This is a genomic window from Marinobacter sp. M5B (genome assembly GCF_042604615.1).
Lineage (GTDB): Bacteria > Pseudomonadota > Gammaproteobacteria > Pseudomonadales > Oleiphilaceae > Marinobacter > Marinobacter salarius.
In genome coordinates, this window is the sequence record NZ_CP156894.1 from 2529673 (window position 1) to 2553364 (window position 23692).

General features: G+C 57.5%; 22 protein-coding genes and 1 other RNA gene. 5 read left to right on the forward strand and 18 right to left on the reverse strand.

What is annotated here, in order from left to right; genetic code table 11:
- Positions 1-9 precede the first annotated feature (9 nt).
- From AAGD24_RS11480 to AAGD24_RS11565, 18 genes are all read right to left on the reverse strand, one after another.
- The gene (locus tag AAGD24_RS11480; RefSeq protein WP_036205450.1) at positions 10-654 is read right to left on the reverse strand and encodes a MotA/TolQ/ExbB proton channel family protein; all 645 of its coding nucleotides are present in this window, start codon (positions 652-654) and stop codon (positions 10-12) included.
- A gap of 18 nt (positions 655-672) precedes the next feature.
- The gene (locus AAGD24_RS11485; RefSeq protein WP_127401405.1) at positions 673-981 is read right to left on the reverse strand and encodes a hypothetical protein; all 309 of its coding nucleotides are present in this window, start codon (positions 979-981) and stop codon (positions 673-675) included.
- A 42-nt stretch (positions 982-1023) separates the two neighbouring features.
- On the reverse strand, positions 1024-1491 hold the full coding sequence (locus AAGD24_RS11490; RefSeq protein ID WP_379865147.1) for a tetratricopeptide repeat protein: 468 nt from the start codon (positions 1489-1491) through the stop codon (positions 1024-1026).
- Complete coding sequence (locus tag AAGD24_RS11495) at positions 1481-4285, reverse strand: tetratricopeptide repeat protein (protein WP_126812509.1); 2805 nt, start codon at positions 4283-4285, stop codon at positions 1481-1483. The genes AAGD24_RS11490 and AAGD24_RS11495 overlap by 11 nt, the downstream gene beginning before the upstream one ends.
- Positions 4282-5925 carry a tetratricopeptide repeat protein gene (locus tag AAGD24_RS11500; protein WP_379865149.1) on the reverse strand — a complete coding sequence of 548 codons (1644 nt, stop codon included), beginning with the start codon at positions 5923-5925 and terminating at the stop codon, positions 4282-4284. Before AAGD24_RS11500 ends, AAGD24_RS11495 begins: the two co-directional genes overlap by 4 nt.
- Before the next feature lie 9 nt (positions 5926-5934).
- Positions 5935-6495, reverse strand: a complete 561-nt coding sequence (locus AAGD24_RS11505; RefSeq protein ID WP_052479513.1) for a hypothetical protein — start codon at positions 6493-6495, stop codon at positions 5935-5937.
- A gap of 304 nt (positions 6496-6799) precedes the next feature.
- Entirely contained in the window at positions 6800-7978 is a 1179-nt protein-coding gene (locus AAGD24_RS11510; protein ID WP_007152565.1) for a VWA domain-containing protein, read from the reverse strand.
- A 22-nt stretch (positions 7979-8000) separates the two neighbouring features.
- Entirely contained in the window at positions 8001-8843 is an 843-nt protein-coding gene (locus AAGD24_RS11515) for a MoxR family ATPase (protein WP_075196100.1), read from the reverse strand.
- Between the two features lie 108 nt (positions 8844-8951).
- Positions 8952-10940 (reverse strand): hypothetical protein, encoded by a 1989-nt coding sequence (locus AAGD24_RS11520; protein WP_379865151.1) that lies wholly within the window; start codon positions 10938-10940, stop codon positions 8952-8954.
- Positions 10941-10978: 38 nt separating this feature from the next.
- A complete protein-coding gene (locus AAGD24_RS11525; protein ID WP_036205445.1) occupies positions 10979-11323 on the reverse strand; it encodes a hypothetical protein in 345 nt (114 codons plus the stop codon).
- The gene (locus tag AAGD24_RS11530) at positions 11323-11769 is read right to left on the reverse strand and encodes a YcgN family cysteine cluster protein (RefSeq protein WP_036205444.1); all 447 of its coding nucleotides are present in this window, start codon (positions 11767-11769) and stop codon (positions 11323-11325) included. Before AAGD24_RS11530 ends, AAGD24_RS11525 begins: the two co-directional genes overlap by 1 nt.
- Entirely contained in the window at positions 11766-12059 is a 294-nt protein-coding gene (locus AAGD24_RS11535; protein WP_036205443.1) for a YcgL domain-containing protein, read from the reverse strand. The genes AAGD24_RS11530 and AAGD24_RS11535 overlap by 4 nt, the downstream gene beginning before the upstream one ends.
- The gene (locus tag AAGD24_RS11540) at positions 12056-13204 is read right to left on the reverse strand and encodes an HRDC domain-containing protein (protein WP_041334784.1); all 1149 of its coding nucleotides are present in this window, start codon (positions 13202-13204) and stop codon (positions 12056-12058) included. The genes AAGD24_RS11535 and AAGD24_RS11540 overlap by 4 nt, the downstream gene beginning before the upstream one ends.
- Positions 13205-13223: 19 nt before the next feature.
- On the reverse strand, positions 13224-13826 hold the full coding sequence (gene recR, locus AAGD24_RS11545) for a recombination mediator RecR (protein ID WP_379865153.1): 603 nt from the start codon (positions 13824-13826) through the stop codon (positions 13224-13226).
- Between the two features lie 13 nt (positions 13827-13839).
- The gene (locus tag AAGD24_RS11550) at positions 13840-14163 is read right to left on the reverse strand and encodes a YbaB/EbfC family nucleoid-associated protein (protein WP_174447635.1); all 324 of its coding nucleotides are present in this window, start codon (positions 14161-14163) and stop codon (positions 13840-13842) included.
- A gap of 59 nt (positions 14164-14222) precedes the next feature.
- On the reverse strand, positions 14223-16163 hold the full coding sequence (gene dnaX / locus AAGD24_RS11555) for a DNA polymerase III subunit gamma/tau (protein WP_379867337.1): 1941 nt from the start codon (positions 16161-16163) through the stop codon (positions 14223-14225).
- Positions 16164-16285: 122 nt separating this feature from the next.
- An RNA gene (gene ffs / locus AAGD24_RS11560) (signal recognition particle sRNA small type) lies at positions 16286-16382 on the reverse strand.
- Between the two features lie 70 nt (positions 16383-16452).
- Complete coding sequence (locus AAGD24_RS11565) at positions 16453-17145, reverse strand: 2OG-Fe(II) oxygenase (RefSeq protein WP_036205439.1); 693 nt, start codon at positions 17143-17145, stop codon at positions 16453-16455.
- Between the two features lie 217 nt (positions 17146-17362).
- Here AAGD24_RS11565 and AAGD24_RS11570 point away from each other — a divergent pair, with 217 nt between their 5' ends.
- From AAGD24_RS11570 to prsR, 5 genes are all read left to right on the forward strand, one after another.
- Positions 17363-18193, forward strand: a complete 831-nt coding sequence (locus AAGD24_RS11570; RefSeq protein ID WP_197061309.1) for a D-hexose-6-phosphate mutarotase — start codon at positions 17363-17365, stop codon at positions 18191-18193.
- A gap of 7 nt (positions 18194-18200) precedes the next feature.
- Positions 18201-19016, forward strand: coding sequence for a lysophospholipid acyltransferase family protein (locus tag AAGD24_RS11575; protein WP_036205432.1), 816 nt, complete (start codon positions 18201-18203; stop codon positions 19014-19016).
- Positions 19016-19963, forward strand: a complete 948-nt coding sequence (locus AAGD24_RS11580) for an SDR family oxidoreductase (protein WP_036205431.1) — start codon at positions 19016-19018, stop codon at positions 19961-19963. The genes AAGD24_RS11575 and AAGD24_RS11580 overlap by 1 nt, the downstream gene beginning before the upstream one ends.
- A gap of 61 nt (positions 19964-20024) precedes the next feature.
- A complete protein-coding gene (prsK, locus tag AAGD24_RS11585; RefSeq protein WP_036205430.1) occupies positions 20025-22157 on the forward strand; it encodes an XrtA/PEP-CTERM system histidine kinase PrsK in 2133 nt (710 codons plus the stop codon).
- Positions 22158-22329: 172 nt separating this feature from the next.
- Positions 22330-23652 (forward strand): PEP-CTERM-box response regulator transcription factor, encoded by a 1323-nt coding sequence (gene prsR / locus AAGD24_RS11590; protein WP_051946725.1) that lies wholly within the window; start codon positions 22330-22332, stop codon positions 23650-23652.
- Positions 23653-23692 lie beyond the last annotated feature (40 nt).

Genomic DNA, 23692 nt, shown 5'->3' on the forward strand with positions numbered 1-23692 from the left:
AACCCTGGCTCAGGCGGATTGGGGGGCGGGCTGCTCGGAGATAATGTTCAGCAGCTTCACCCCGGCCATCTCGAAACTGTCGACGATTTCATTGGTACGGGTCTGAAGCAGTGCATGAAACATCAACAGGGGAATGGCCGACATCAGCCCGAACGCCGTGGTATTCATGGCAACGGAGATACTTTCCGACAACAGCGACGCCTTCTGGGACGGATCTGCAGCGGCCACTGCCGTAAAAGCGGCGATAAGGCCGATGATCGTGCCCAACAAGCCCAGGAGTGTCGCGATGTTGGCCAGGGTTGCCAGGTATTGGGTACGTTTCTCAAGACGGGGCAAGACTTCCATCAACCCCTCTTCCATGGCGTACTCAACATCTTCGCGGGAGTGATTATTCAGTAGCCGACCAATGCCGGCGCTCATGATCGACGCGATGGCACTGTCAGAGCCTGTCGCGGCTTTCATCGCCCGCTGGTAATCCCGCTTCCTCAGCAGCGGCAGTATGCCCTTTTCAAAGGCAAGCCGGTTCCGGCGGCGCACCGAAGCGAGATAGATGAAACGCTCAACGGTAATCGCCAGGCCGATGGCCAGCACAATGGCAATCGGATACATGAAGGGACCACCTTCCTGAAAAAAACGAACAACAGTTTCCAGCATATTCAGACTCCCGGTTCTCTACTGCAGGGAAAGAGTGGAATCCAACAATGGATTCAGGGTTTCACGAAACGTCCGGTGACGCTCAAGGGTCAGCGGGTCCTTGGGTTCGAGCAGTTCCTCGCTTCCGGCATCCAGTTCAGCGCGTGAACGCCGCGGCAAGGTCGGCGGCTGCCAGGGCAGGATATAAAGCACGCCGGGATCATCGTCTCCGGTATGGTGGTTGATTCCCTCCACGCCCAGTGCGACGGTGTTATCCGCGGCCTGAGACACAACCGCTTCCGAGGCATTGGACGCCTCATTTGCAAAGGCCATGAACGGGGTAAGCATCAAGCTCATCCCGGCCGTCGCCAATCGTCGATAAAAGCGCATTCAGTCCAGCCTTCTTTCAAGGTCCGCAATCCATCCGGCCACCTGCTTCTCCTCGGTGCCCGCCAACTCGCGGTAACGGCGGTAGTGAGTCAGTGCGCCATCCAGATCCAGCAGATACAGCTCTGAGATAACAGCAAGGTTGTAATGCAGTTCGGCGGTAGCCGGGGAATGGCTGAGCCCCGTCTCCAGCACCGTCACCGCCTCCTCAAATCGTCCCTGTTCTCGTAGCAACAATGCCAGGTTATTGGCCGTGAGCGCGTTGGCCGGGTTGATATCAAAAGCCTCACGGTACCGTTCGAGGGCCTCTTCCTTGCGTCCCTGCTGGTGTGCCTCCCAGGCCTGACGTGCCAGTTCACTGGCCTCGGCGGTGTTGACGACCACCGGCTCCGGCTTGGGCTGGCTGGCGCACCCCGCCAGCAACGCAAGACACCCTGTGAGCAGAACCGCACGTGCTGTTTCAGGCATCATCGTTGACCTCCTCATTCCACGTCATCCAGCGCACCTCCCGGTCGTACCTGCCGGGGAACAGGTCCGCCAGAACTTGCAGGCTGCGTTCCATCCACTCATCAAACCTTCCGTCCGCCAGGCGTTGATGATTCCTTGCGTGCAGGTCAATAGCCTTCTCTTCGAACGGGTAGGCCTCTTCTTCAAGCAACATCCGGTACTGGGTTGCCTCAAGGTCGCTCAGATTCGCCGGCGCTTCTGACGTCATGAGATCCTGCGCCATCACCCGGTACAGCTCTGCCCGACGGAACAGAATTTCAGAACCTGCGCCCTCGCCAATCAGCTTCTCAGCTTGTGAGAGACGCTCCCGCGCAGCCGAGAGGGCCGCTTGTTTGCGCCCCAGGGATTCGGCCAATGGAATCTGTAGCGGAACATCGGCAAACCGCTCGGACTCTTCCGCCCCCAGCACGATGGCTGCCCGCCCAGCCCACGTCAGCGTGTCTTCCGAATGCCACTGGCTGGCGAGCTCTCGCTCTACCAACTCGATTCGATATCGCCGCGGCTCCACATCGTCGAGCACAAGACGCTGGCGCAGGGTCTGACTAAGGATATGGCTCTCGGAATCGGCAGCAGCGGAATCGCGGTTGAGCCACGCGACGTAGATGCGATTGCGACGCGCATGGGCCTCTGCCTTGTGATACAGCTCAGCCGCCCTCAGTTGCTGATCCCAGAACGGCGACTCTCCTTCGTCGGCACGCATGATTTCATCCGCCGCGCGCACCAGTTGGCCCGATGACTGATAGGCAAACACCAGCTTTTCGCCTACGGTTGGGGTCAGGTCATGCTGCGGGTAATCCGTGCGAAATCGGGTCAGTTCATTAACGGCAGCCTGCCAGCGCTCTGCCTTCAGAAGTGTATTCGCTGCGTCGTAACGGCCCTTGATCGCAATGTCCGACCCCGGAAACGCAGACTCCACACGCTGAAAATGCGCCACGGCGGTGTCAATGCGGCCCTCGCTCGCCGCTTTCTCCCCCTGGTAGTAGATGCTGCTGGCTAGTTGCCGTTTCAGACTGTCGGTATCTTTGGCCCGCCCTTCCTGTAACAGCCCCTCTGAAATCAGTGCCAGTGCTTGACGCCAGGCATTTTCAGCAAGCCCATAAGACGCCATCGCCAGGCTCGCCTCACCGGCTGCGACCCAGGCACTGTAGCGTTCGGCTGGGCTGACCAACGGATGGGCTATGGCAAGCTCGGCAAACCGAAGGGCCTCAGCATAACGATGCTCCGCGAGCATTCGGTTGGCGATATCCGCCGTCAGACCAGCCTGACGTTCGTCCTCTGGGAACTCAGCCGCGAAGCGGTCGGCGGCTGCAGCCAGGTCGTCCAGTGTCGCGGGAAGTGAATTGCGATTGTCCAGCGCATCACGCTGAATTACGATGGCAGCCCAGGCGGCATCCGCCGCCCCCGGATACTCTTTTGTCTCATGATCCGTGTCATAAGCCGCACGCTGGTAATGCTTGAAGGCGTCAGTGTGGTCACCTGCCTGCAGGAACGCATCACCGGCCATGCGAAGAACGTCTCCCTTCTGGCCGCTCCGGCCAGCCAACTGGCTGTAATACCCCCCAGCCAACCGGAAAGATGCCACTTGGCGCTCCGCTTGCCCCTCTTCGGCCTGATCATAGTGATAGTCCGCCAGTGACCGGCTGAAATTCTGCCAGCGTTCCTGATCCGCTTTCGCGAGTTGCTGGTAACGGGCATCGCCGGCAAATGCCTGGACATACTCAGCCCTGGCGGCCCTTGCGCGATCAGTTTGCCCCGCCATGCGCCAGACATCCACATTCTGGGCCAGAAAGGCCGGTACGGCGTTATGCGCCTGGAAATCGCGAACAAAGGCATTGTTCACCGCCACGCTGTCTTCAAAACGCCGGTTGCTGGCGTAGTAATCTGCCAGCCTGTCGTACAGCAGGTACCCGAAGCCCTTGCCACCCGCATCGGTCAACCAGCTTGCCAGGGATTCAACGCCCCAGTCTTCCGCCGCCATCAGAGCGACAATCCTGAAGGTGTCGTCAACCAGTTCAGCGTCGCTGGCAGGAATGCGGCGAAACCCACTGGTTTCCTCACCGACACCGTCCAGTACCGCCAGGAACGTCTTTGCGGCCCTTGTCCGGCCAGAAGACCCTTGTTTGTACTGGCTCCAGCCCTGCATATATCGGGCCTTGGTTTTCAGGCTATCGGTGCCGTCACTCGAGATCACACGGCTGTACTCGGACTCAGCCTCAGCATAGTCTCCCGCCGAAAACGCTGCCTCGGCAATGCGGAAGCGGGCCTCAGGTACCAGGGAGGACGAAGGATACAGACCAACCAGTTGGCGTAACCGGTCAATAGACTCCTCCGCCTGCCCCGTGTAGGCATGAGCCTTCGCCATCTGGTATAGCAATTCATCAAGCCGGCCCTGGTAGGCGCCCCTGTCGAGAATGGATTCGTAACTTTCCAGAGCCTGCCGGTATACCTGTTGTTCGCGTTCTTCGCTGAAGCTGACGTCCTCGTCAGTCACCTTCTGGATATTGGAAAGTCGGTTAAGTGCATCAATGCGTACTTCAGGTTCATCAGAGTGTTCAAACAATCGCTGGTATCGACGGGCAACTTCTGTTGGCGATATGGCCGGCATAGGTCGGGACTGGAATTCCAGAAAAACCGGGCGCATATCAGCGATGGTTTCGCCGTCGCGACCGAGCTCTACCCGGAAAGATTCCTGTGCCTGGGCACTCGCCGCGAACGCCGTAAACAGCACCGTCAGGGAAATTGACACCACTGGCTTCATGGCTGACCTCGCTCAAGGTTTTCCAGGGCCAGATACTCGTACAGGTGGGCAATCTGCTGCTCGGTCCGATCCAACGCAAACGCCATACGGTGATCCTGCTCTTCGACATAGGCCAGAGCCAGTTCATCCAGTTCCGACTCCGCCCTGCTCAGAAGTGCATCGGCCGTGCGACGGACCGTCCGTATCCGCTCCAGCGCATGGTCGGTGCGTGTCATCAGTTCATTGAGCTTGCGATCTTTCTTTTTCAATCTTCCATCAAGCCTGCCAACGGACGCTTTCAGATCGGCCAATGTCCTGGCTACACCTTTCAGCGCCTCTTGTTGTGCGGGAGAGGTGATCCGGGCTTTCAGGTTCGCCAACCGCTGCACCAGCTCTTTGATTTCTTCGTTGAAGGGACCGCCATCAACGTTGTGCACCACGGGCCCCAAACGTTCACTGATGCCCCCCCGAAAAACAGCAAGGCTGTCTTCCCGCTGATTCAGTGTTTGCCTCATCTCCCTCAGTTCAGCCACCCGGTTGACGGCGGCCTGGGCAGCGGGCTGCTCAATGAAACGAATTAGATAGGCAGTACGGGGCTGTGTGAGCGTACGGTTGTCGGCAAGGAACCATTGGGCCTCAGAGTTCCGTGCGTCCAGTACCAGCGCCTGATACGCACCTTTCTGACGGATCTGGTCAGCCAGTTTGCGAAGGGTCACCCGTTCACTTTCATAGGACGCATTTGCTGCCAGATAAGCTTCACCCGCCTGCCCCAGGTAACCGGCGAGGTCGTACCCCCTACCCGTTCCAAGCCAGGCATTGGCCACACCAGGATAGGCCAGTGGGTACTTTTTGGCGCGATGCCAGGACTGCATTGCCGCCCGCTGGTTGCCACTGGCCGAGAGCGCAAGACCGTGAAGGTAGAGGCCATGGGATGTGCTGTAGCTTTCCAGGGGGATTTTCTCCAGGAAGCCGATGGCCTTTTCGTAGTCTCCGTGATCGTAAGCAAGGTAGCCGGCGCGAACCAGTAGTCGGCTTCTGAGCTCCTGGCTGCGTTGGCTGTCAACGTCCTCTTCGGACATGGCCAGAGCCACTCGAAGTGCTACCAGTGCTCGCGATGGATTCCGGTCCTGCCTGCCGTAGTCAGCCGCAATGTTCATGTAACCCAGCGCAGCCCAATAGCCTGGCTCCATGGACGCCAGCACTTTCCCGGCCCGATCGGTATGCCCCGCCTCCCGCTCAATCTCGGCCAATCGGTAAAGCGCCTTTTGCCGGTCGCTGCCACTGGCCCGCTTTGAAGCAGTTTCAAGGTATTCCCGGGTTTTGTTGTCTCCAGAGTCCGTCGGCAGTTCCGCCAGCAATAGTGCCGCCTGCCCGCGGTAATACTGGCCTTCGATCAGTTCTTTCAGCAGCCGTTCAGCCTCTTGATGACTCCCCGTAACCAAAAGTGCTTTAGCGCGAACCAGGCGTTCGGCTTCGGTAGTGGCATTCCGGGTATAACGCAATGCTGCAGCCGGGTCATGGGTGTCCAGGGCGAATTGTGCGAGCCCCAAGTGCAACGACGCCAAATCGCTGCCTCCGGACGCCAGCCCCGGGATAAGGGCCGCGGTCAGACTGAGAGCAAACCGTGTGGAGACTTTCCGAAACTTAGCGAGCACGACCATCCTTTCGCCCTATTTCCATTCCTGAAACGAAACCACTGGTTCGTAGTCCGGCGCCGCGGCATCCAGAGACATCTGTATGCGGGATTCACCGGGCCGCTTCCGAAATTGATGGGTCGCTTCACGGCGAACAAAGCGTTCATTCGCTGAACGTGCCGTCAGAACCGCTTTTAGTTGATGGGCGCCATGAGGCAGGTTACCGATATAGAGCCGCTGGACACCGCCCTGCTTCAGGGAGTCACGTTCCTGGTCGGTATAGAGGTGGGAAGCAACTGGCGTGTCGTTCAGGTACAGTTCCACCGAGTCCAGATCCAGCCCCTCCCGATTCCTGAGTGTCAGGAAAACTGCCACTTGCGTGTCGACTGGGTAGAGTACGTTCTCCTCCAGTTGGTACAACGTCTGGCTGAGGTCCGCCACATCGGCTTTCAGGCGGTCGATCTCCTGGTCCAGCGACTCAGCAAAGGCGCTACGCGTCAAACCGAGCTGAGATGCCACCATCATGACCAAAATGACCAGCCACGCCACCCTGACCTGGCGCCCAACCGTTACTGTTTGCTGCGCTCCGGCGACCATACGCTTCCTGCCTCTAGCAATGTTCTGTAACAAACCGGCAGAAAGAGTAACACTTGGTAACAGGCAAGAACGGTATCCAGATCACCAATTGGAAATCCGAAACCGTCGGATTTTTTGACAGGAGCAAAACGTCGAGGAATCTCCCGCTCACGGGAGATGCACGAAAATTATTCTAATTAACTGATTTATATTAACTATTTTAAACTGGCCCCGGATTTGCTCCGAGAGAAGCGCGGGACAGCCTTTTGGCCACCCCGTTTGATATGCCGAGCTTAGCCGATGCTCTCAACCGCATCGGCTTTTTTTATTTGCTCAGTTGTTTCATGGCCGATTCCAGGCCTTCAATGGTCAACGGATACATGTGGTCATTCACCAGCTGACGGGTCATACCGAGCGACCCACCCATGCCCCAGTAGCTCTCCGGCAATGGATTGATCCACACCACCTTGCGGAAGTGATCGGTAATGCGCTGAAACCACGTTGCGCCCGCTTCCTCGTTCCAGTGTTCGATGGACCCGCCGGGGTGTGACACCTCATAGGGCGCCATGGTGGCATCCCCTACAAAGATCACTTTGTAGTCCGGCGTGTACTTGTGAAGAATGTCCCAGGTGCTCGTTGTTTCGTTCATCCGGCGGATGTTGTTTTTCCACACGCTTTCATAGATGAAATTATGAAAGTAAAAGTACTCCATGTGCTTGAATTCGAGCCGAGCAGCCGAAAAGAGCTCCTCGCAGACCCGCACGTGAGGGTCCATGGAACCACCCACGTCGAAGAAGATCAGGACTTTGACCGCATTGTGCCGCTCTGGAACCATCTTCAAGTCGAGGTACCCGGCGTTGCGGGCAGTGGAGCGGATAGTATCGTCCATGTCGAGCTGGTCCGCGGCACCCTGGCGAGCAAACTTACGCAGCCGACGCATGGCCACCTTGATATTGCGAATGCCGAGAGTGACGCTGTCGTCCAGGTCCTTGAACTCCCGTTTTTCCCAAACCTTTACGGCCCGGCCATGACGCCCCTTGTTCTGGCCAATGCGAAAACCTTCCGGGTTGTAACCGTTCGCACCAAAGGGTGAGGTACCACCAGTGCCAATCCACTTGTTGCCGCCCTGATGACGCTCCTTCTGCTCTTCCATGCGTTTCTTGAAGGTATCGATCAGCTCTTCCAGCCCGCCGAGGGAATCGATTTTGGCCTTGTCCTCTTCTGACAGCTGCTTTTCAAATTCTGCGCGCAGCCAATCATCTGGAATCAACGCCTGCATCAGGTCATCGAGGTTTTCTATGCCCTCGAAATAGGCCTGGAACGCCCGGTCGAATTTATCGAAATGGCGCTCGTCCTTGACCAGGCAGACACGAGCCAGGTAGTAAAACTCTTCCATATTCGCAAAGGCGAGCCTGTTCTGCAGAGCTTCAAGCAGGTCGAGGAGTTCGCGCAGACTGGCGGGCACCTTGGCCCGCCGGACTTCGAGAAAGAAATCAATCAACATAGGGTGCTGCTCTTGCTGAATTTCAGCTGCGACGACGGGCCATGAAGGCCAGCTTCTGCAACAGGTGGACATCCTGCTCGTTCTTCACCAGTGCGCCATACAGCGGTGGCAAGGCGGAACTGGTGTCCTTCTCCTGCAACATTTTTGCAGACAGGTCATCCGCCATCAGCAGTTTGAGCCAATCGATCAGTTCTGAAGTGGACGGCTTCTTCTTCAGCCCTGGCACCTTGCGAACGTCGAAGAAAACTTCCAGCGCATCGCGAACCACCTGCTGCTGCAGACCCGGGAAGTGCACGTCCACGATGCTCTTCATGGTGTCGTGATCCGGGAAGCTGATGTAGTGGAAGAAACAACGGCGCAGAAAAGCATCCGGCAGTTCCTTTTCGTTGTTACTGGTGATCACGATGATAGGCCGATGCTTGGCACGCACAGACTGCTGTGTCTCGTAGACGAAGAATTCCATGCGATCGAGTTCAAGCAGAAGATCGTTCGGGAACTCGATATCCGCCTTGTCGATTTCATCGATCAGCAGTACCACCTGTTCCTCGGATTCGAAGGCTTCCCACAACTTGCCCTTGACGATGTAGTTGCTGATGTCCTTGACCTTCTCGTCACCGAGCTGGGAATCCCGCAGACGGGAGACCGCATCGTATTCGTACAGTCCCTGTTGGGCCTTAGTGGTGGATTTGATGTGCCAGGGAATCAGGCGCAGGCCGAGGGACGCAGCCATTTCTTCGGCCAGGAGGGTTTTACCAGTGCCGGGCTCGCCCTTGATCAGTAGCGGGCGTTGCAGCGTTATGGCTGCGTTGACGGCCATCTGCAGGTCATCAGTGGCAACATATTTCTCGGTACCGGTAAACTTCATGCTGATAGTGTCCTGTTCAATTAACGGTTAAACGTCTGTTTGAAAATAGACTCAGAGTATAGAGAACCGAAGCCGTTCTGATAAGAGCCCTGTTCGATTAACCGCCAACTACCGATCCTTTCCGCCATCCTTATCGTCGTTTTCAGACTCGTCGTCGGTGGGCTCACTATCCTCATCAGTGGCTGGCAAATCGTCGAACTCGGAGAGATCAAAGTCCTCCAGCCCGAATTCGTCTTCACCGTCCTCCACTTCCGCATCAGCAACGGGGATATCGTCCTCGGGCAACGCTTCGTCTTGCTGGAGTTCCGGCACTTCTTCAGGTTCCGGCAATTCTTCCGGTTCGGGTTCGGGTTCGGGTTCCGGCACCGGTTCTGGTTCAGGTATCTCTTCGGGTACGTCTTCAGGCGCCTGTTCAGGTTCGGGTGCGGCGGTAGCCTCTTCCTCCGGCGTTTCCTCTGCGACCAGGGGCGGCTCCTCGTTGTTGCCCTGATCCTGCGCTGATTTTCTGCGCTTGACGAACAGGAATGCCACCCCGGCGACAGCCACCACACCCAAGGTGCCGGCAGCGGCCCATACCCAGAACGGAATGCCGCTCGCCGCCTCCTCAACGGTGGCCGGCGTTTCCGGTTCCGCCTCTTCCTTATCGACAGGCTGTTCCTCAAGCGGCTTCGGTTCTGGCTCTTCAACCTGGCTGATATCGATCGGCCCGGAACTGGACACAGGCGATTCAATTTCGGGAGCGGGTGAGGCCTCTGGCAACTCATCCTCCATCACTGGCGCTTCCTGCGAGGGCTCGTCAGAAACGACTGCCTCAATTGGGGCTTGTTCGCCCTCGGGCTGAATATATCGGGTAACGGTACTGAAGCGTCGGGAGAACGTTTGACCATCCGCAACAACGCTGAGTTGGTATTCACCGGCATCAGGCAGTCGTGTGATGGTGTCCGTATAGACGCCGTCCTGCGGCGGCTCATCCGGAGACAACACCTTGTTACCGCTGCGCCCGTCCTCTGAGGTTAATGACACACTGACATCGATAACCCCCAGGAAGTCCCGGTTTTCAATTTTTCTGTCTTCCTCAAAGAAGGCCACCTGAAGGGATACTGGTTCGTTTTCCGTGAATGTTGGCGGGACCGGGCTCACCACCATCCGCAGATCGCTGACGACAGTGACCCGACTGCCCTCACCCAACTCGCCGTTGATCGTCCAGTCGCCCGCCTCAGGATCAGTGACGGTAATCAGGTCGTATTCCGTTTCGCGCACCCAACGCATTCCCTTGGTGGCTGAGTCCGGCCCTGCCTTGGTGCCGCCGGGACTGACCAATTCAAGCGTTCGGTTAGCGGCAGACTCGTCACCAGCGCGAAAAATCAGCGCGGTAAATTCCTCTACGCCACCATCCACCTGAAAGCCATTATCCTCAATGGGAATCTGCTGCTGCGGTACAGCTGTGTTCAGCGCTTCAAGAAAAGCCAGAGTCAGTGCATCAGCGGACGACGCAAGGGCATAGCGGCCCCCGGTGCGTTCCGCAAGGCTCTTCAAAAGAGAAAGATCTGCCTCCTCGGACAATGCGACGGTATGAAGGGTGGCACCACGGCTGCTCAAATCGTCCAGCAATGCCCCCAGAATCCGCTCACGCTCGCGATCATTGGCGCTCTCGTTATCGGAGATATCCACTTTGCCATCGGTGAGTAGAATGAAGTCCGTATTGTCGAGGCTCTCCGAGCCCAACAGGTAATCATCACTGGCAACCTGAATCGCCTCCCCCAGATTGGTCCGAAGGGCGACCGAATTGATCTCATCTGAGCGTTCGACAGCCAGCCCCCGCCAGTCATCAGTGACTTTGCCATGGGGCACCAGCATGTTGACGTACTGACCAAAGGTCCAGACTCCGGCATTGGCTTGCCCAGGCAGCATACGCGCCAACAGGCGCACAGCCGGGCGGCGCAGGTTGTCCGGATCGTTGGTTTTCATGGAGCCGGAGATGTCGACAATAATTCGGACATCGGCACTGTCGGGTAACTGCAGGGTTGGCGCCTGCTGTGCAAGCGCCGTAACTGGCAGGATGAGGATGACAGCAAACAGGCGGCTTAGAAGTCGCATCAGGGCAGCTCCATGCGAGGTGGTGATCAAGGAAAGTCTCAGCGTTTAACCAGCCGGTATCTGACGAGGTCAAGAACCCACACCAACACCATAACCAGGGATGCTATGCCCATGTTCACAAAGGCCCGGCCCGCGTTGGCGGCATCACCCAGAATGGTTTCGTAGCCGCCGTGCAACCAGGCCGGCATCCACCAGCCAGCTACCTCTCCGGACTCGACCGGGGTCAACAGGAGGACAATCAACGCGGCCTGCAACAGCGTACGGATGGCATAAACCGGAATTACCCGAAACAGGCGGGATATGGTGTAGAAGAACACCACGAAGGCGACGGCGTACAGGGCCCAGAATATTCCGTAAGCAAGGTTTGTTTCTGCGTCTATCATCAAAGGATCCAGTGAATTATGTGTTCTTCCCAATCGTCTTCCGGTACATCGGCTTCCGAGATCACGCGATTACGCACCGATACACCCGCTTCATGAACCGTATCGGGGTCACCCGACCGTAGCGGGTGCCAGTCTGCAAGCGCACGCCCTTCCGCCAGTGTGCGGTAGGCACAGGTATACGGCAGCCAATGGTAGTCGCTCAGCGTATCCGGTGTCAGCACCGTGCATGCAGGCACTTTCTGCAAACGCTCGGAGTACACGCTGCACTGACAGGTGTCCTGCTCCATGTAACGGCATACCAGCTCAGTGTAGTAGACATCGCCGGTGTCTTCGTCTTCCAGCTTGGCCAGACAACATTTACCGCAGCCGTCACACAGGGACTCCCATTCCTTGGCGGTCATCTCATGGAGACGTTTGCGTTGCCAGAACGGAATCTCTGCAATCATTCCCGGCCGGGCTCCGGTTTACGGCGAAAGTCTACAACGTAGCCGCTGGATTCCTCAGGCATCTGCAGGAAGAAATCCTTGTCGGCAATAGCCTCCAGAACCTGCTTGCCAGACGTTCGGGCAAGCTTCCGTTCCGGTGTCATGATCAGGTCCATGGCGTGTATTGGCTGGCCGAATATGCCCCGCAGGCTATCCGGCAGTTCATCCCAGGCCTGGCCCCGTCGCACGTAGATATACGTGTCCGGCTTCTTACTGCTGCGAAACACCGACACAAAGGTCTTTTCGGTCATGATTTCAGTAATTCCTCAATCTGTTCCTGCACCGGTGCCAGGAGGTCACGGCGCCAGCCCTCGTCAAACAGCCCGGCAGCCAGGTTTCGTTGTTGTACAACAGCCTCAAGGCGCTTGCGAGGCGCCAGCAGTTCCACCGGCACATCCCGTTCCTCCGCCGCCTTCACCATCAGGCGTTTGAGCTGTTTATAGAACATCTGGTCCTGGCGGCTCAGGGGAGCGGCGATAACGTCGATGCCGGAATTATCCGCGGTCGATGCCTCCGCAACCATATTAATAATCGTATCCCCGTAGCGCCTGACCACGGCCGGAGGCAAGCCCTGGATATTCGATAGCTCCCGTACTGACTGTGGCAGTCTCTGGGCGATGGCAATCAGCAGCGCATCGGCCACAACACGGTTGCGGGGCCGATCCCGGAGGCGCGACTCATGTTCCCGCCAACACACCAGGGTTTTCAGCACCCCCTGCTGTTGGCGGCTCAATGTCCAGCCGCCTCGCAGTTTCAGGTAATGGCTGTCGGGATTATCCTGGGCTGCCAGTTCCTTTGAAAATCGAGTGGATTCGTCAGCCAATGCCGCTTCAAGGCCCCGTTTCTGCAACCGAGTAATCACCCAGTGATACAAGGGAACAAGGAAGCGAACGTCGTCCAGAGCGTAGCGTTCCTGAGCCGCGGAAAGCGGGCGAGAAACCCAATCCGAGCGCGTCGCCGATTTATCCAGTGATTCACCGAAGAGAGTTTCCACCAGCCGGGCATAACCGACGGAAAAGCCGGCACCGGCCAGCGCGGCGCCGATCTGCAGGTCGAGAATGCCCTCCGGTTCCAGCTGCAACCAGTGCCGGAACAGTTCCAGATCCTCACTCATGGCGTATAGCAATTTGGGGGTGTCCGGGTCGGTGAGCGCGTTGCGAAAGCCCTCTGACGCCTCTGCGACCGACGGGTCTACCAGGCAGAACCGCTGCCCCATCCCCAACTGGACCAGACCAGGAATCGGGAAGAAGGTGTTGACCCGTTCGAACTCGGTATCCAGTGCAAGCGGTTCGCCTTGCCCTTCGGCAAGCCAGCGGTCCAGGTCGTCCGGCTCCCGAATCCAGGTAACCGTGTCGGGAGCCGCAGGAACGGAAGCGGCCGGGGTGTTGGAATCCATATAATAATCCCGGTCAGGTTTAATCAGTCAGAGGTTTTCGGCCACGGAAGGCATGGGTCAGGGTAAATCCGTCAACATAACCCAGTTCGCCCCCCACCGGGATACCATGGGCAAGACGGGTAATCAGGATATTGCGGCCATCCAGCCTGTCGGCAATGTAGTGGGCAGTCGCCTCACCTTCCACAGTTGGATTGGTCGCAAGGATCAGCTCCGTCACCCCTTCTCCGTGGATGCGTTGCAGCAGCCGCTCAATACCGATTTCCTCGGGGCCCACGCCGTCGATGGGCGACAGATGCCCCATCAACACGAAGTAGCTGCCGCGATAATCGCCCGCCTGCTCAATGGCAAGAAGGTCGGAGGGGCTTTCCACCACGCAGAGCGTACCATTCCGTCGTTCAGGGTTTTCGCAGATATTGCAGGTAGGCGTATCGGCGAAGTTCTGGCAGCTCTCACAGCGGCGCACGCCGGTCATGGCACGATTCAGTGCGTCAGAAAGCCGCGAGCCTCCAGAGCGGCCGCGCTCCAGCAGGTGGAAGGCCATACGCTGGGCCGTTTTCTGACCGACGCCAGGCAGACAGCGGAGAGACTCCACCAGTTCGTCTACCAACGGACTAAAAGCCATCAGCTATCCTCGATCAGAACGGCATCTTGAAGCCCGGAGGCATACCCATACCGGACATCATGCCGGACATTTTGTCTTTCTGGTTTTCCTCAACACGGCGCACGGCGTCGTTGATAGCAGCCGCCAGCAGGTCTTCCAGAATTTCCTTGTCTTCGCTCAGCAGGGACGGATCGATATCCACTTTCCGCACGTCATGACGACCGTTCATAGTCACCTTGACCAGGCCCGCGCCGGCTTCGCCGGTAATCTCGGCCTTGGCGGCCTCTTCCTGGGCCTTCTTCATTTCTTCCTGCATCTGCTGGGCCTTTTTCATCAGGTCGCCCATATTGTTCATCACGCTCACCTTCTACAGAATTGCCTTAGAGAGTTGCCACCACGTGGCTCCAACCGCAGACCTTAGCCGGACTTTGCCTGATTCGGCGGCCGGATACTGTTTTCGACGACCCGAGCCTCGAATCGTTCAACAATCGACTGCACTGCGGGATCATTGCGAATTGAGTCTTCCGCTGCCTTCTGGCGCGCCTGCCGCTGGCGCTCTTCCCAGGCAGCCGGCGTTTTGCCCTCAGCATCGCCCTGCTCCACACGCAGGGTTATGGTGGCGCCAAACCGATTCCTCAACGCCTCGATAATTTTTTCTTCATGGCGGGCGTTCAACAACCGCGCATGACCTTCATCGATGGTCAGCACGATTTCATCGCCGTTGCGGGCCATAGCCGCATTACTGGCGAGGTTACCCGGCATGCCCACAATGCCCAGGCTGCGAAAATCACGTTCCCAGACAAATTCGCCAGTATCCGCGGGTTCTTCGATCGGTTCGGCCGGCTCAGTCGATTCGGTCGACGCTGCTGATTCTACCTGGGGCACATCGGCCTGAGGCGCTTCGACGTATTCCGGCTCAGGCGCTACGGGCTCGGGCTCATAATCCTCAGTGCTGGCCGCTTCGGCCGCTGCAGATTCAGCCGCTTCATCCAGGCTCGCCAGCCAGGCAGCGTCAGGCTCCTCTGGCGCGGGAGCGGGCTGGGATTCCAGTACGGGCTCCTGGGCTGCCGGTTGAGGCTCCGGCTGGGGCGTCGGTTCGGTTCGTTGTTCTGGCTCTGCCCGCTGTTCTGAATCTGGCTGTTGAGGGGCTTGTTCAGGCTCAACAGCCGCTGTTATTGTCTCCGATGCTGCCGGGCCAGGCTCAGGGTCTTCCCGGGATTCCTGCCCTGACGATGACGTCCCGGAGGCCACCACCGGTGGTTCACGGCGGTCAGTGCCAGGCCGGAAGGCCAGCATTCGCAGCAACGTCATCTCAAACCCCATGCGGGCATCGGGAGTGACCGCCAGGTCCTTACGGCCCATCAGCGCGGCCTGATAGAAGAGTTGCGCGTCTTCCGCGCTCAGCCGGCGCGCCAGGGATTCCACCTGCGCGGCATCCCCAAGGGCATTATCGACACTGCCCGGCACCACCTGTTCCATCGTCACCCGATGGAACAGCGACAACAGGTCCGCCAGGATCACGCTGTAATCCGGCGCAAAATCGGAAATACGATTGATCTCGGACAGCAGCGCGGGCCCGTCGTCTTCCACCAGCGCATTCACCAGGTTCTCGATATCGCTTTGATCAATCGTACCCAGCATGTTGCTGACATCACTGCCGCTGAGCGTCTGATTGCCGAAGGCAATGGCCTGGTCTGTCAGGCTCAGGGCGTCCCGCATACTGCCATCCGCGGCACGTGCCAATAGCCACAGGGCCGGTTCCTCGAAAGGAATGCCTTCCTGGGTCAGCACGTGGCGCAGGTGCCCGGCAATGTGTTCGGGCGTCATCCGCTTGAGGTTGAACTGCAGGCAACGGGACAACACGGTCACTGGCAGCTTCTGGGGATCCGTGGTCGCCAGCAGGAATTTGACGTGTTCCGGGGGTTCTTCAAGGGTCTTGAGGAAAGCGTTAAAGGACTGGTTGGTCAACATATGTACCTCGTCAATGAGGTACACCTTGAAGCGGCCACGGGTTGGCGAGTACTGGACGTTATCGGTGAGTTCCCGCATATCATCCACGCCAGTACGGGAGGCTGCGTCGATTTCGATCAAATCAACAAACCGCCCTTCCTGGATTTCCTGGCAACTGGAGCAGGTTCCACACGGCGTGGCGGTAACGCCGGTTTCGCAGTTCAGGCATCGGGCCAGCAATCGGCCAATGGTTGTTTTGCCTACGCCCCGGGTACCGGTAAACAGATAGGCGTGGTGCAGCCGCTGGTTGTCCAGGGCGTGGATCAGTGCCTGGAGCACATGCTCCTGGCCGACCATATCTTCGAATGTCCGGGGGCGCCACTTACGGGCAAGTACCTGGTAGCTCATGTTCTGCCAACTGCCGTTAAAAATGGGTTTAACCATAGCACGGTCAGGATGTTAGAAGAAGCCAACAAGAAGCAATCAGAGAGGGATAATCGGGGGCGTTAAAAGGAAAAATCTGGGGGTGACTCCATCAGCGACACTCCGGCACACAAGTCCACCGCTTCGGCTGCTCCCTTCCGGGCCTGACCGGGTTCACGGTTTATCGTTGCGGAGGCACCAATGGAGCCACCATAACGGGCTTTGGGGCGAAATCCCTCAAAGCGGCGCGCATATTAGCAAAAGGGTTCCGGCACTACAATGGCAGCGGCACTTCATCGCATCGGAACCAGCAGGCGACGCTGTAACGGGTACGGTGGGCCGGCAACACCTCATGGGGAATTTCTTCGCTCATAAACAGCGCCATCCGCCCTGCCAGTGGCAATACGACGCCACATACCTCGTTCTCGTTTTCACGATTGAAAATCTGCAACGCGCCGCCGTCGGCCTCCTGCCAACCCTCATTAAGGTACAAAACCAGGCTGACAACCCGCGACGCCCTGCCCTGGAAGCTATCCACATGGCGACGGTAGAAGTCACCGTTGTGATAGGTGGCGTAGTGCGCCTCAAACCGTTTCAACCCCAGGAACAACCGCTCATTCAACCCCAGCCTGACCGACTCGAAGAACTCGAACAACGCCGCCTGAACCGGCGTCACGCCCTGCAGCCACGCAATCTTGTCTCGCCTTACGGATCTGTCCTGGAGCAAGTCCTGACCACGCCCCACACCCGCCTTACGCAGTGCCTCGGTCCGGTCCAATATCCGAACTTCACTACGAAGCCCCTTCAAAAGGGATGGAGTTAACAGCACAGACACATCCTGGCTCATCCAGCCGTGCTCCGTTAGACCATCCGCCAAGTCATCCAGCCACTGATCGCCTCCCGGCGTCGATAGGTCGACTCCGGCCTGGCAAGACTCGGGAACTGAGGCAGCAATCTGGTCAATCATTCATCAAACTCCGACGGGGACGGCCGATTTTATGATGGTTTCTCGCCGTAAGCACAGTTTTAATTTACCCTGAGTATAAGGACATGCCGTAACGCTTGCGGCACCTCAGACCGACAATCCATTGACCACCCAGAAAGCTGTAACGAGGCACTACGTGACACTAAAACCCGGGCACTGGTCGTTCACCCGATGGACAACCATCGGGCAACTGGAAGCCATGGAGGTACACCACCCCTTGTTCCACGCCCGCCTTTTCCTGCAGGGCGCTCACCTTACTCACTTTGCCGCCCGTGACGAACCAGACTGGCTGTGGATAAGCGACACCGCGCGCTTTGAACCCGGCGTGGCCATCCGTGGTGGCATCCCGATATGCTGGCCCTGGTTTGGGGCGCCCGAGAAAAACCCCCCGGAAGTTCGCCGCAGGCTGCTGACCACCAGCTCCCACGGTTTCGCCCGTACGGCAGTGTGGAAGCTGGAGGATGTCAGGGAAACCGCGCACGACGTGGAAATCAGCCTGTCACTGGATGCAAACAGTGACTTTTCTGATGCCTGGGACGGCCGCGCCCGGTTACTGATGACCTTCCACTTCTCGGCTGACGGCTGCCAACTGGCGTTGACCACCACCAATCCGGGTTCGGAACCGCTGGCGTTTACCCAGGCACTTCACACCTATCTTCCGACCCCGGACATTTCCAAAACGCTGGTCAGAGGCCTCGAAAACTGCGGATACGTGGACTCCCTGAAAGACTGGAGCTACCACACACAGCAAGGGCCAGTGAGCTTCGAGGGTGAAACCGACCGCATCTATGAAAGCGGCAATTCGCTGATCGTTGAAACCCCATCAGGGAACCGGCGCATCACCGCCATCGGCAGCGACTCCACGGTTGTCTGGAATCCGGGGCCGGAGAAAGCGGCACGATTGTCGGATTTCCCCGACGTTGCCTGGGAGTCCATGCTGTGCGTTGAAAGCGCCAATGCCCTCGGCGATTACCGCGTGCTGAATACGGGCCAGAGTCATACCCTTGGCGTTATGATAGGAAGAGAGTAGAAACCACATGGGTCTAGCATCGATTCTGAAGTCACGGTTGATCCCGGCAGAGCTGGAGAATCACATCAATCGCATCCGCAAGCCGATTGGTTCTCTGGGGTACGATCCCTGGGGCTATAACAACGAAGTGATGAAGTACGGCTTCTCCCTGACCCGCCAGATCTACGAAAAGTATTTTCGAGTGGAAGCCACCGGCGTTGACAAAATCCCCTCGGAGGGGCCGGTGCTGATCGTCCCGAATCACAGTGGGCAGTTGCCGGTAGATGGACTTTTGATCGCCTATGCCCTTGCCTCTCGCGAGAAAAACCCGCGCATTCCCCGGGCAATGATCGAACGTTTTTTCCCGACCGTCCCCTACCTCGGCAATTTGCTGAACGAGTTTGGCGCGGTTTTGGGCGACCCCACCAATTGCGCCAAGATGCTGGCCAACGGCGAGGCCGTCATCGTATTCCCCGAAGGCATTCGCGGGTCTGGCAAGCTGTATCAGGATCGCTACCAGCTCAAGCGGTTCGGTAACGGCTTCATGCACCTGGCCATGAAGTACAAGGCACCCATTGTGCCAGTGGGCGTGGTCGGGTGTGAGGAAACCATTCCCGCCATCGCCAACATCAAACCACTGGCTCGGTGGCTCGGCATTCCCTACGCTCCGGTGGCCATGCCGTTTGTCTTGCCGGCCAAAGTCCACCTGAACTTTGGCGACCCAATGGTGTTTGACGACCTGGAAATTCCCGAAGAACAGGTGACAGAGCGGGTGGAACAGGTGAAGGCAGCGATCAGTGAATTGATCGATACCGGACTGAGCGAAAGGAAAAGGCTGTTCTGATGGTTGAAAAAAGCAGACCCCAGATTCTTGTAACAGGTGCCGCTGGCGCCCTGGCTCAGCAGGTAATCAGCCGCCTGCGGGATACCTGCAACCTCGTTGCCGTGGATTTTCGAGAACAGGTCTATCTGGGCGACGATATCCCCAGCTACTGCATCGACTTCAACAAACGCTCCTTCGAAGACCTTTTCCGGCGTTACCGGTTTGATGGCGTCATTCATCTCGGCCGCATCATGTCGAGCCAGCTCACCCGAATGCGCCGGTACAACGCCAACGTTCTCGGTACCCAGAAACTGCTGGACTTGAGCCACAAGTACAACATCAAAAGGGTGGTGGTCCTGTCGACCTTCCACGTCTATGGCGCGGTGGCCTACAACCCGGCGCTGATAGACGAGGAAGCTCCGCTGAAAAGTGCGGGGCTGAGCGCGGACCTGATTGATTCCGTGGAACTGGAGAACCTGGCCAACATCTACCTGTGGCGCTACCCGGACCTGAATATCACCATTCTGCGGCCCTGCAACATTGTCGGCCCGGGCGTGCGCAACTCCATCAGCACCTTGCTGGGCATGGAACGGGCACCTGTTCTGGCCGGTTTTTCACCGATGATGCAGTTTATCCATATCGATGACATGGCGGATGCCATCGTGCTGGCTTACAACAAACCCCAGCGGGGAATTTTCAATGTCGCGCCGCAGGACTGGGTGGCCTACCAGCATGCGTTGAAGCTCTGCGGCTGCGGCCGCATACCAGTACCATCCATTCCCCCCATACTGCCCAGGATGATACTGCGGACACTCAACCTGCGAAGTTTTCCTTCGTACCTGATGCACTTTTTCAAGTATCCTGTAGTCATCGACGGCAGGGCGTTCGCCAGGGAATTCGGTTTCACTCCCAGGCGCCCGCTAAAAGAGATATTCCGGTTCTACCGGGAGAACAAGAAGCCGGTGTGAACGGCACAGGATCGAAATCGGTGCCGTTATGGAAAGTGGCGCATAGCGCAGGAAGCGAAACATGTTGAATAATTTCAGCCTGATCAGTCATTCCACGGCAGCCATTGCCTTTGGGTTGCTATCGCTGCTGATTGCCACACGATACCTGCGCCGGGACATTGATCGTTCTTTGCTCCTCGCCGCCGTGGTCACCACGCTGTGGGCCGGCTCACTTGTTACCCAAAGCCTTTGGGGCGAACCAAGCTTTTTTATTCGCTACCTGCTGGAACTTCTGCGTGATGCCGCGTGGATTACCGTCCTCTTCGCCCTACTTCGCGATTCATTCCGGTCTGCCAATCTTGTCGGTCGCCTACGAAAAGTGCTGGCGGCAGCCACCCTGATCCTGGTTGCTCTCCTACTCGGCAGCGGTGTCCTGGAATATTTCTTCGGGCTCAGCATTCTGGACGGCAAAACCAAAGTGGTTGGCCAGATAGCGCTATCCTTACTCGGCTTATCGCTGATTGAGCAGATCTGGCGAAACTCCGTGTCATTCGGTCGGTCCAGCATGAAGTATGTCTGTATTGCCGTTGGCAGCCTGTTTGCCTTTGATTTCTTCATGTATGCCGACACCCTGCTCTTTGGCCAGGTCTCGGAGTCGTTCTGGAACGCCCGTGGCCTGGTCAACGCTGCACTGGTGCCCTTGTTTGCTGTCAACGTGATTAACACCCGCAAACAGCCAGTGGATTTCCAGCTCTCCCGTTCAGCCGTCTTCCACGCCGGAGCCCTGATACTCGCCGGTGGTTACCTGTTGTTCCTGTCACTGGGTGGCTACTACGTCAAAACCCTGGGAGGCGAATGGGGCGACGCCCTGCAGGTACTCTTCTTCAGCATCGCACTGGTATTCCTCGTCACCCTGCTGGTCTCGCGCCGTGTGCGTTCCCGGCTAATGGTGTTTATCAGCCAGAACTTTTTCGATTACAAATACGACTACCGCGACGAATGGCTGAAAATGACCCGGGAAATGGCCGACCTCAGCGACAGCCCGCCACTTCCGGAACGAGTCATCCGCATTCTTTCGAGCCTGGTTGAAAGCAACGCCGGCGCACTCTGGATACGAGAGGAAAGAGGCGACTTCATCCTCAAGAACGCAGTCAACATGGTCACGCCCAAGTACACGACCATCGACGCCAACTCCGAACTTGTCCGCTTCTTTGGGGAACGGGAGTGGATTATCGACCTTCATGAATATCGTGGCGATCCGGTCAGCTACAACCTGCTGGAGATCCCCGACCCGATATCACATACACCGGATGGTTGGCTGGTCATTCCCCTATACCTCAGCAACGACTTATACGGTATTGCCATGGTCGGCAACCCTTACGCGCGCGTTGAACTCAACTGGGAGAACTTTGACCTGATCAAGGTTGTCGCCCGGCAGACCTGTAACCTGCTTGCACAAACTGACGCCCAGAACCGGCTTTCCAGGGCCATGCAGTTTGAGGCGGTAAGCAAGGCGTCTGCCTTCATGGTGCATGACCTGAAAACACTGATTGCTCAACTATCGTTGCTGGTGAAAAACGCCCCCAGGCACCGGAACAACCCGGCCTTTATCGACGATATGATTCACACCACTGACCATGCCGTGCGCAAGATGTCGAACCTTGTGGATCACATCCGCAAGCCAGCGGACGAAACCCTGGTGACCGAAGTGATCGACCTGACTGAGGTTGTCAGCCAGTTGGCGGAGCACTACTCCCGCCGCCAACCTGCACCGAGGGTTGCCGATAATCCCGGAAACATTTTCATCAATGCCGATCGGGAGCAACTCTACAGTATTCTCGGCCACCTGATTCAGAATGCGCAGGATGCCACCCCACCCGATGGCGAAATCACTCTCACCCTGAAAACCGCCAAGGGCAACGTTGTGCTGTTCATCCAGGACACCGGTTCCGGCATGACCGAGGACTTTATCCAGACCCAGTTATTTAAACCGTTCGAAAGTACCAAGGGGCTGACGGGCATGGGCATTGGTGCCTATCAGGCCAGGGAGTATGTGCGCAATGTTGGGGGCAATATAGATGTAACCAGCGAACCGGACCTGGGCTCCTGTTTCTCAATCCGGTTCCCGCTTGCCCGGTTCAAACCGGAACAGGCTCCGGAAGAACCCGAGCGACTGATTACCGGCGACCCACTGCCGCAGCAGAATGCCAAATAATTGGCGAAACCGAAATTCAGCGAACACTATCATTGCAAAGTGTCAATCTTCGGTTAAGAATCAGGGTTTAGAGGATTGATCGCAAGACCGTCACCATTACAAAAAGGGATTTGTAACCGTTGTGAGTAGACGACTGCTAATCGTAGAAGATGATCCGGGTTTGCAAAGCCAGATGCGCTGGTGTTTCAGCGAAGATCTGGAAGTAAGCGTTGCGGCTGACCGGGAGTCAGCCCTGACCGCACTGCGTCGAAGCGAACCCGATGTCATTACTCTGGATCTGGGTCTGCCTCCGGATCCAGGTGGTGCAAAAGAAGGCTTCCTACTGCTTGAAGAAATTCTTCGGTTGTCGCCCATGACCAAGATCATTGTGGTCACCGGACGGGAAGACAAGGAGAACGCCGTCAAGGCCATCGGTATGGGAGCCAGTGATTTCTACCAGAAGCCGCTGGACGCGGACATTCTGACCTTCGTGGTGAACCGTGCCTTGCGATTGGCCGAACTGGAACGTGACAACCGGGAGCTTGCCCGTCAGCGTAATGGCACCAACATCAAAGGTATCGTCGCGGCCAGCCCACAGATGCTTGGCATCTGTCGCACCCTCGAAAAAGTGGCCCCCACCGACGTCACTACCCTGATTACCGGTGAAACCGGCACGGGCAAGGAGCTGCTGGCAAGGGCGCTTCATGACCTGAGCCACCGCTTCGATAAACCTTTTGCGGCCATTAACTGTGCCGCTATTCCTGAGAACCTCCTTGAAAGCGAACTCTTTGGCTTTGAGAAGGGCTCGTTCACCGGCGCCACCCAGAGCAAGAAAGGCAAAATCGAAAGCGCCAATGGCGGCACCCTATTCCTGGATGAGATTGGCGACATGCCCATGCCCCTCCAGGCCAAGCTGCTCCGTTTTCTCCAGGAGCGCGTGGTCGATCGGGTTGGCTCGGTCAACCCGGTTCCTGTCGATGTCCGCGTGGTGTGCGCAACTCACCGGGACGTACAGCAGTTGATCGATCAGGAGACTTTCCGCGAGGACCTTTATTACCGGATCAGTGAAATTACTCTCGACGTTCCCGCACTTCGTGAGCGCGAAGGTGACGCCCTCGTTGTTGCGCAGTCGCTGTTGCAGTCATTGGGCAAACAAATGGATCGGCCCAACCTGGCCTTTACCGAAGACGCCATCAAGGCCATCAAGACACACCCATGGCCCGGCAACGTGCGTGAAATGATCAACAAGGTGAAAAGGGCCACAATCATGGCCGACGGCAAACGTGTTACCGCCGCCGACCTTGAGCTAAACTGCGACCTTGAAGGCCCCGAAAGCCAACTGAATCTCAGGCAGGTCAGGGAAAATGCGGAACGTGCCGCCATTGTTCAGGCACTGCAGTCCTGTAGCTTTAATATGGCGCAGGCCTCACGCCTGCTCGGCGTAACCCGACCAACGCTGTATAACCTGACTGATAAATATCGGATTGAAACATCCCCCGAATCGTCAGGCGCCTGAATAGCAGGCAAGGAATCCAGAACAAGACCCGATAAGGAAA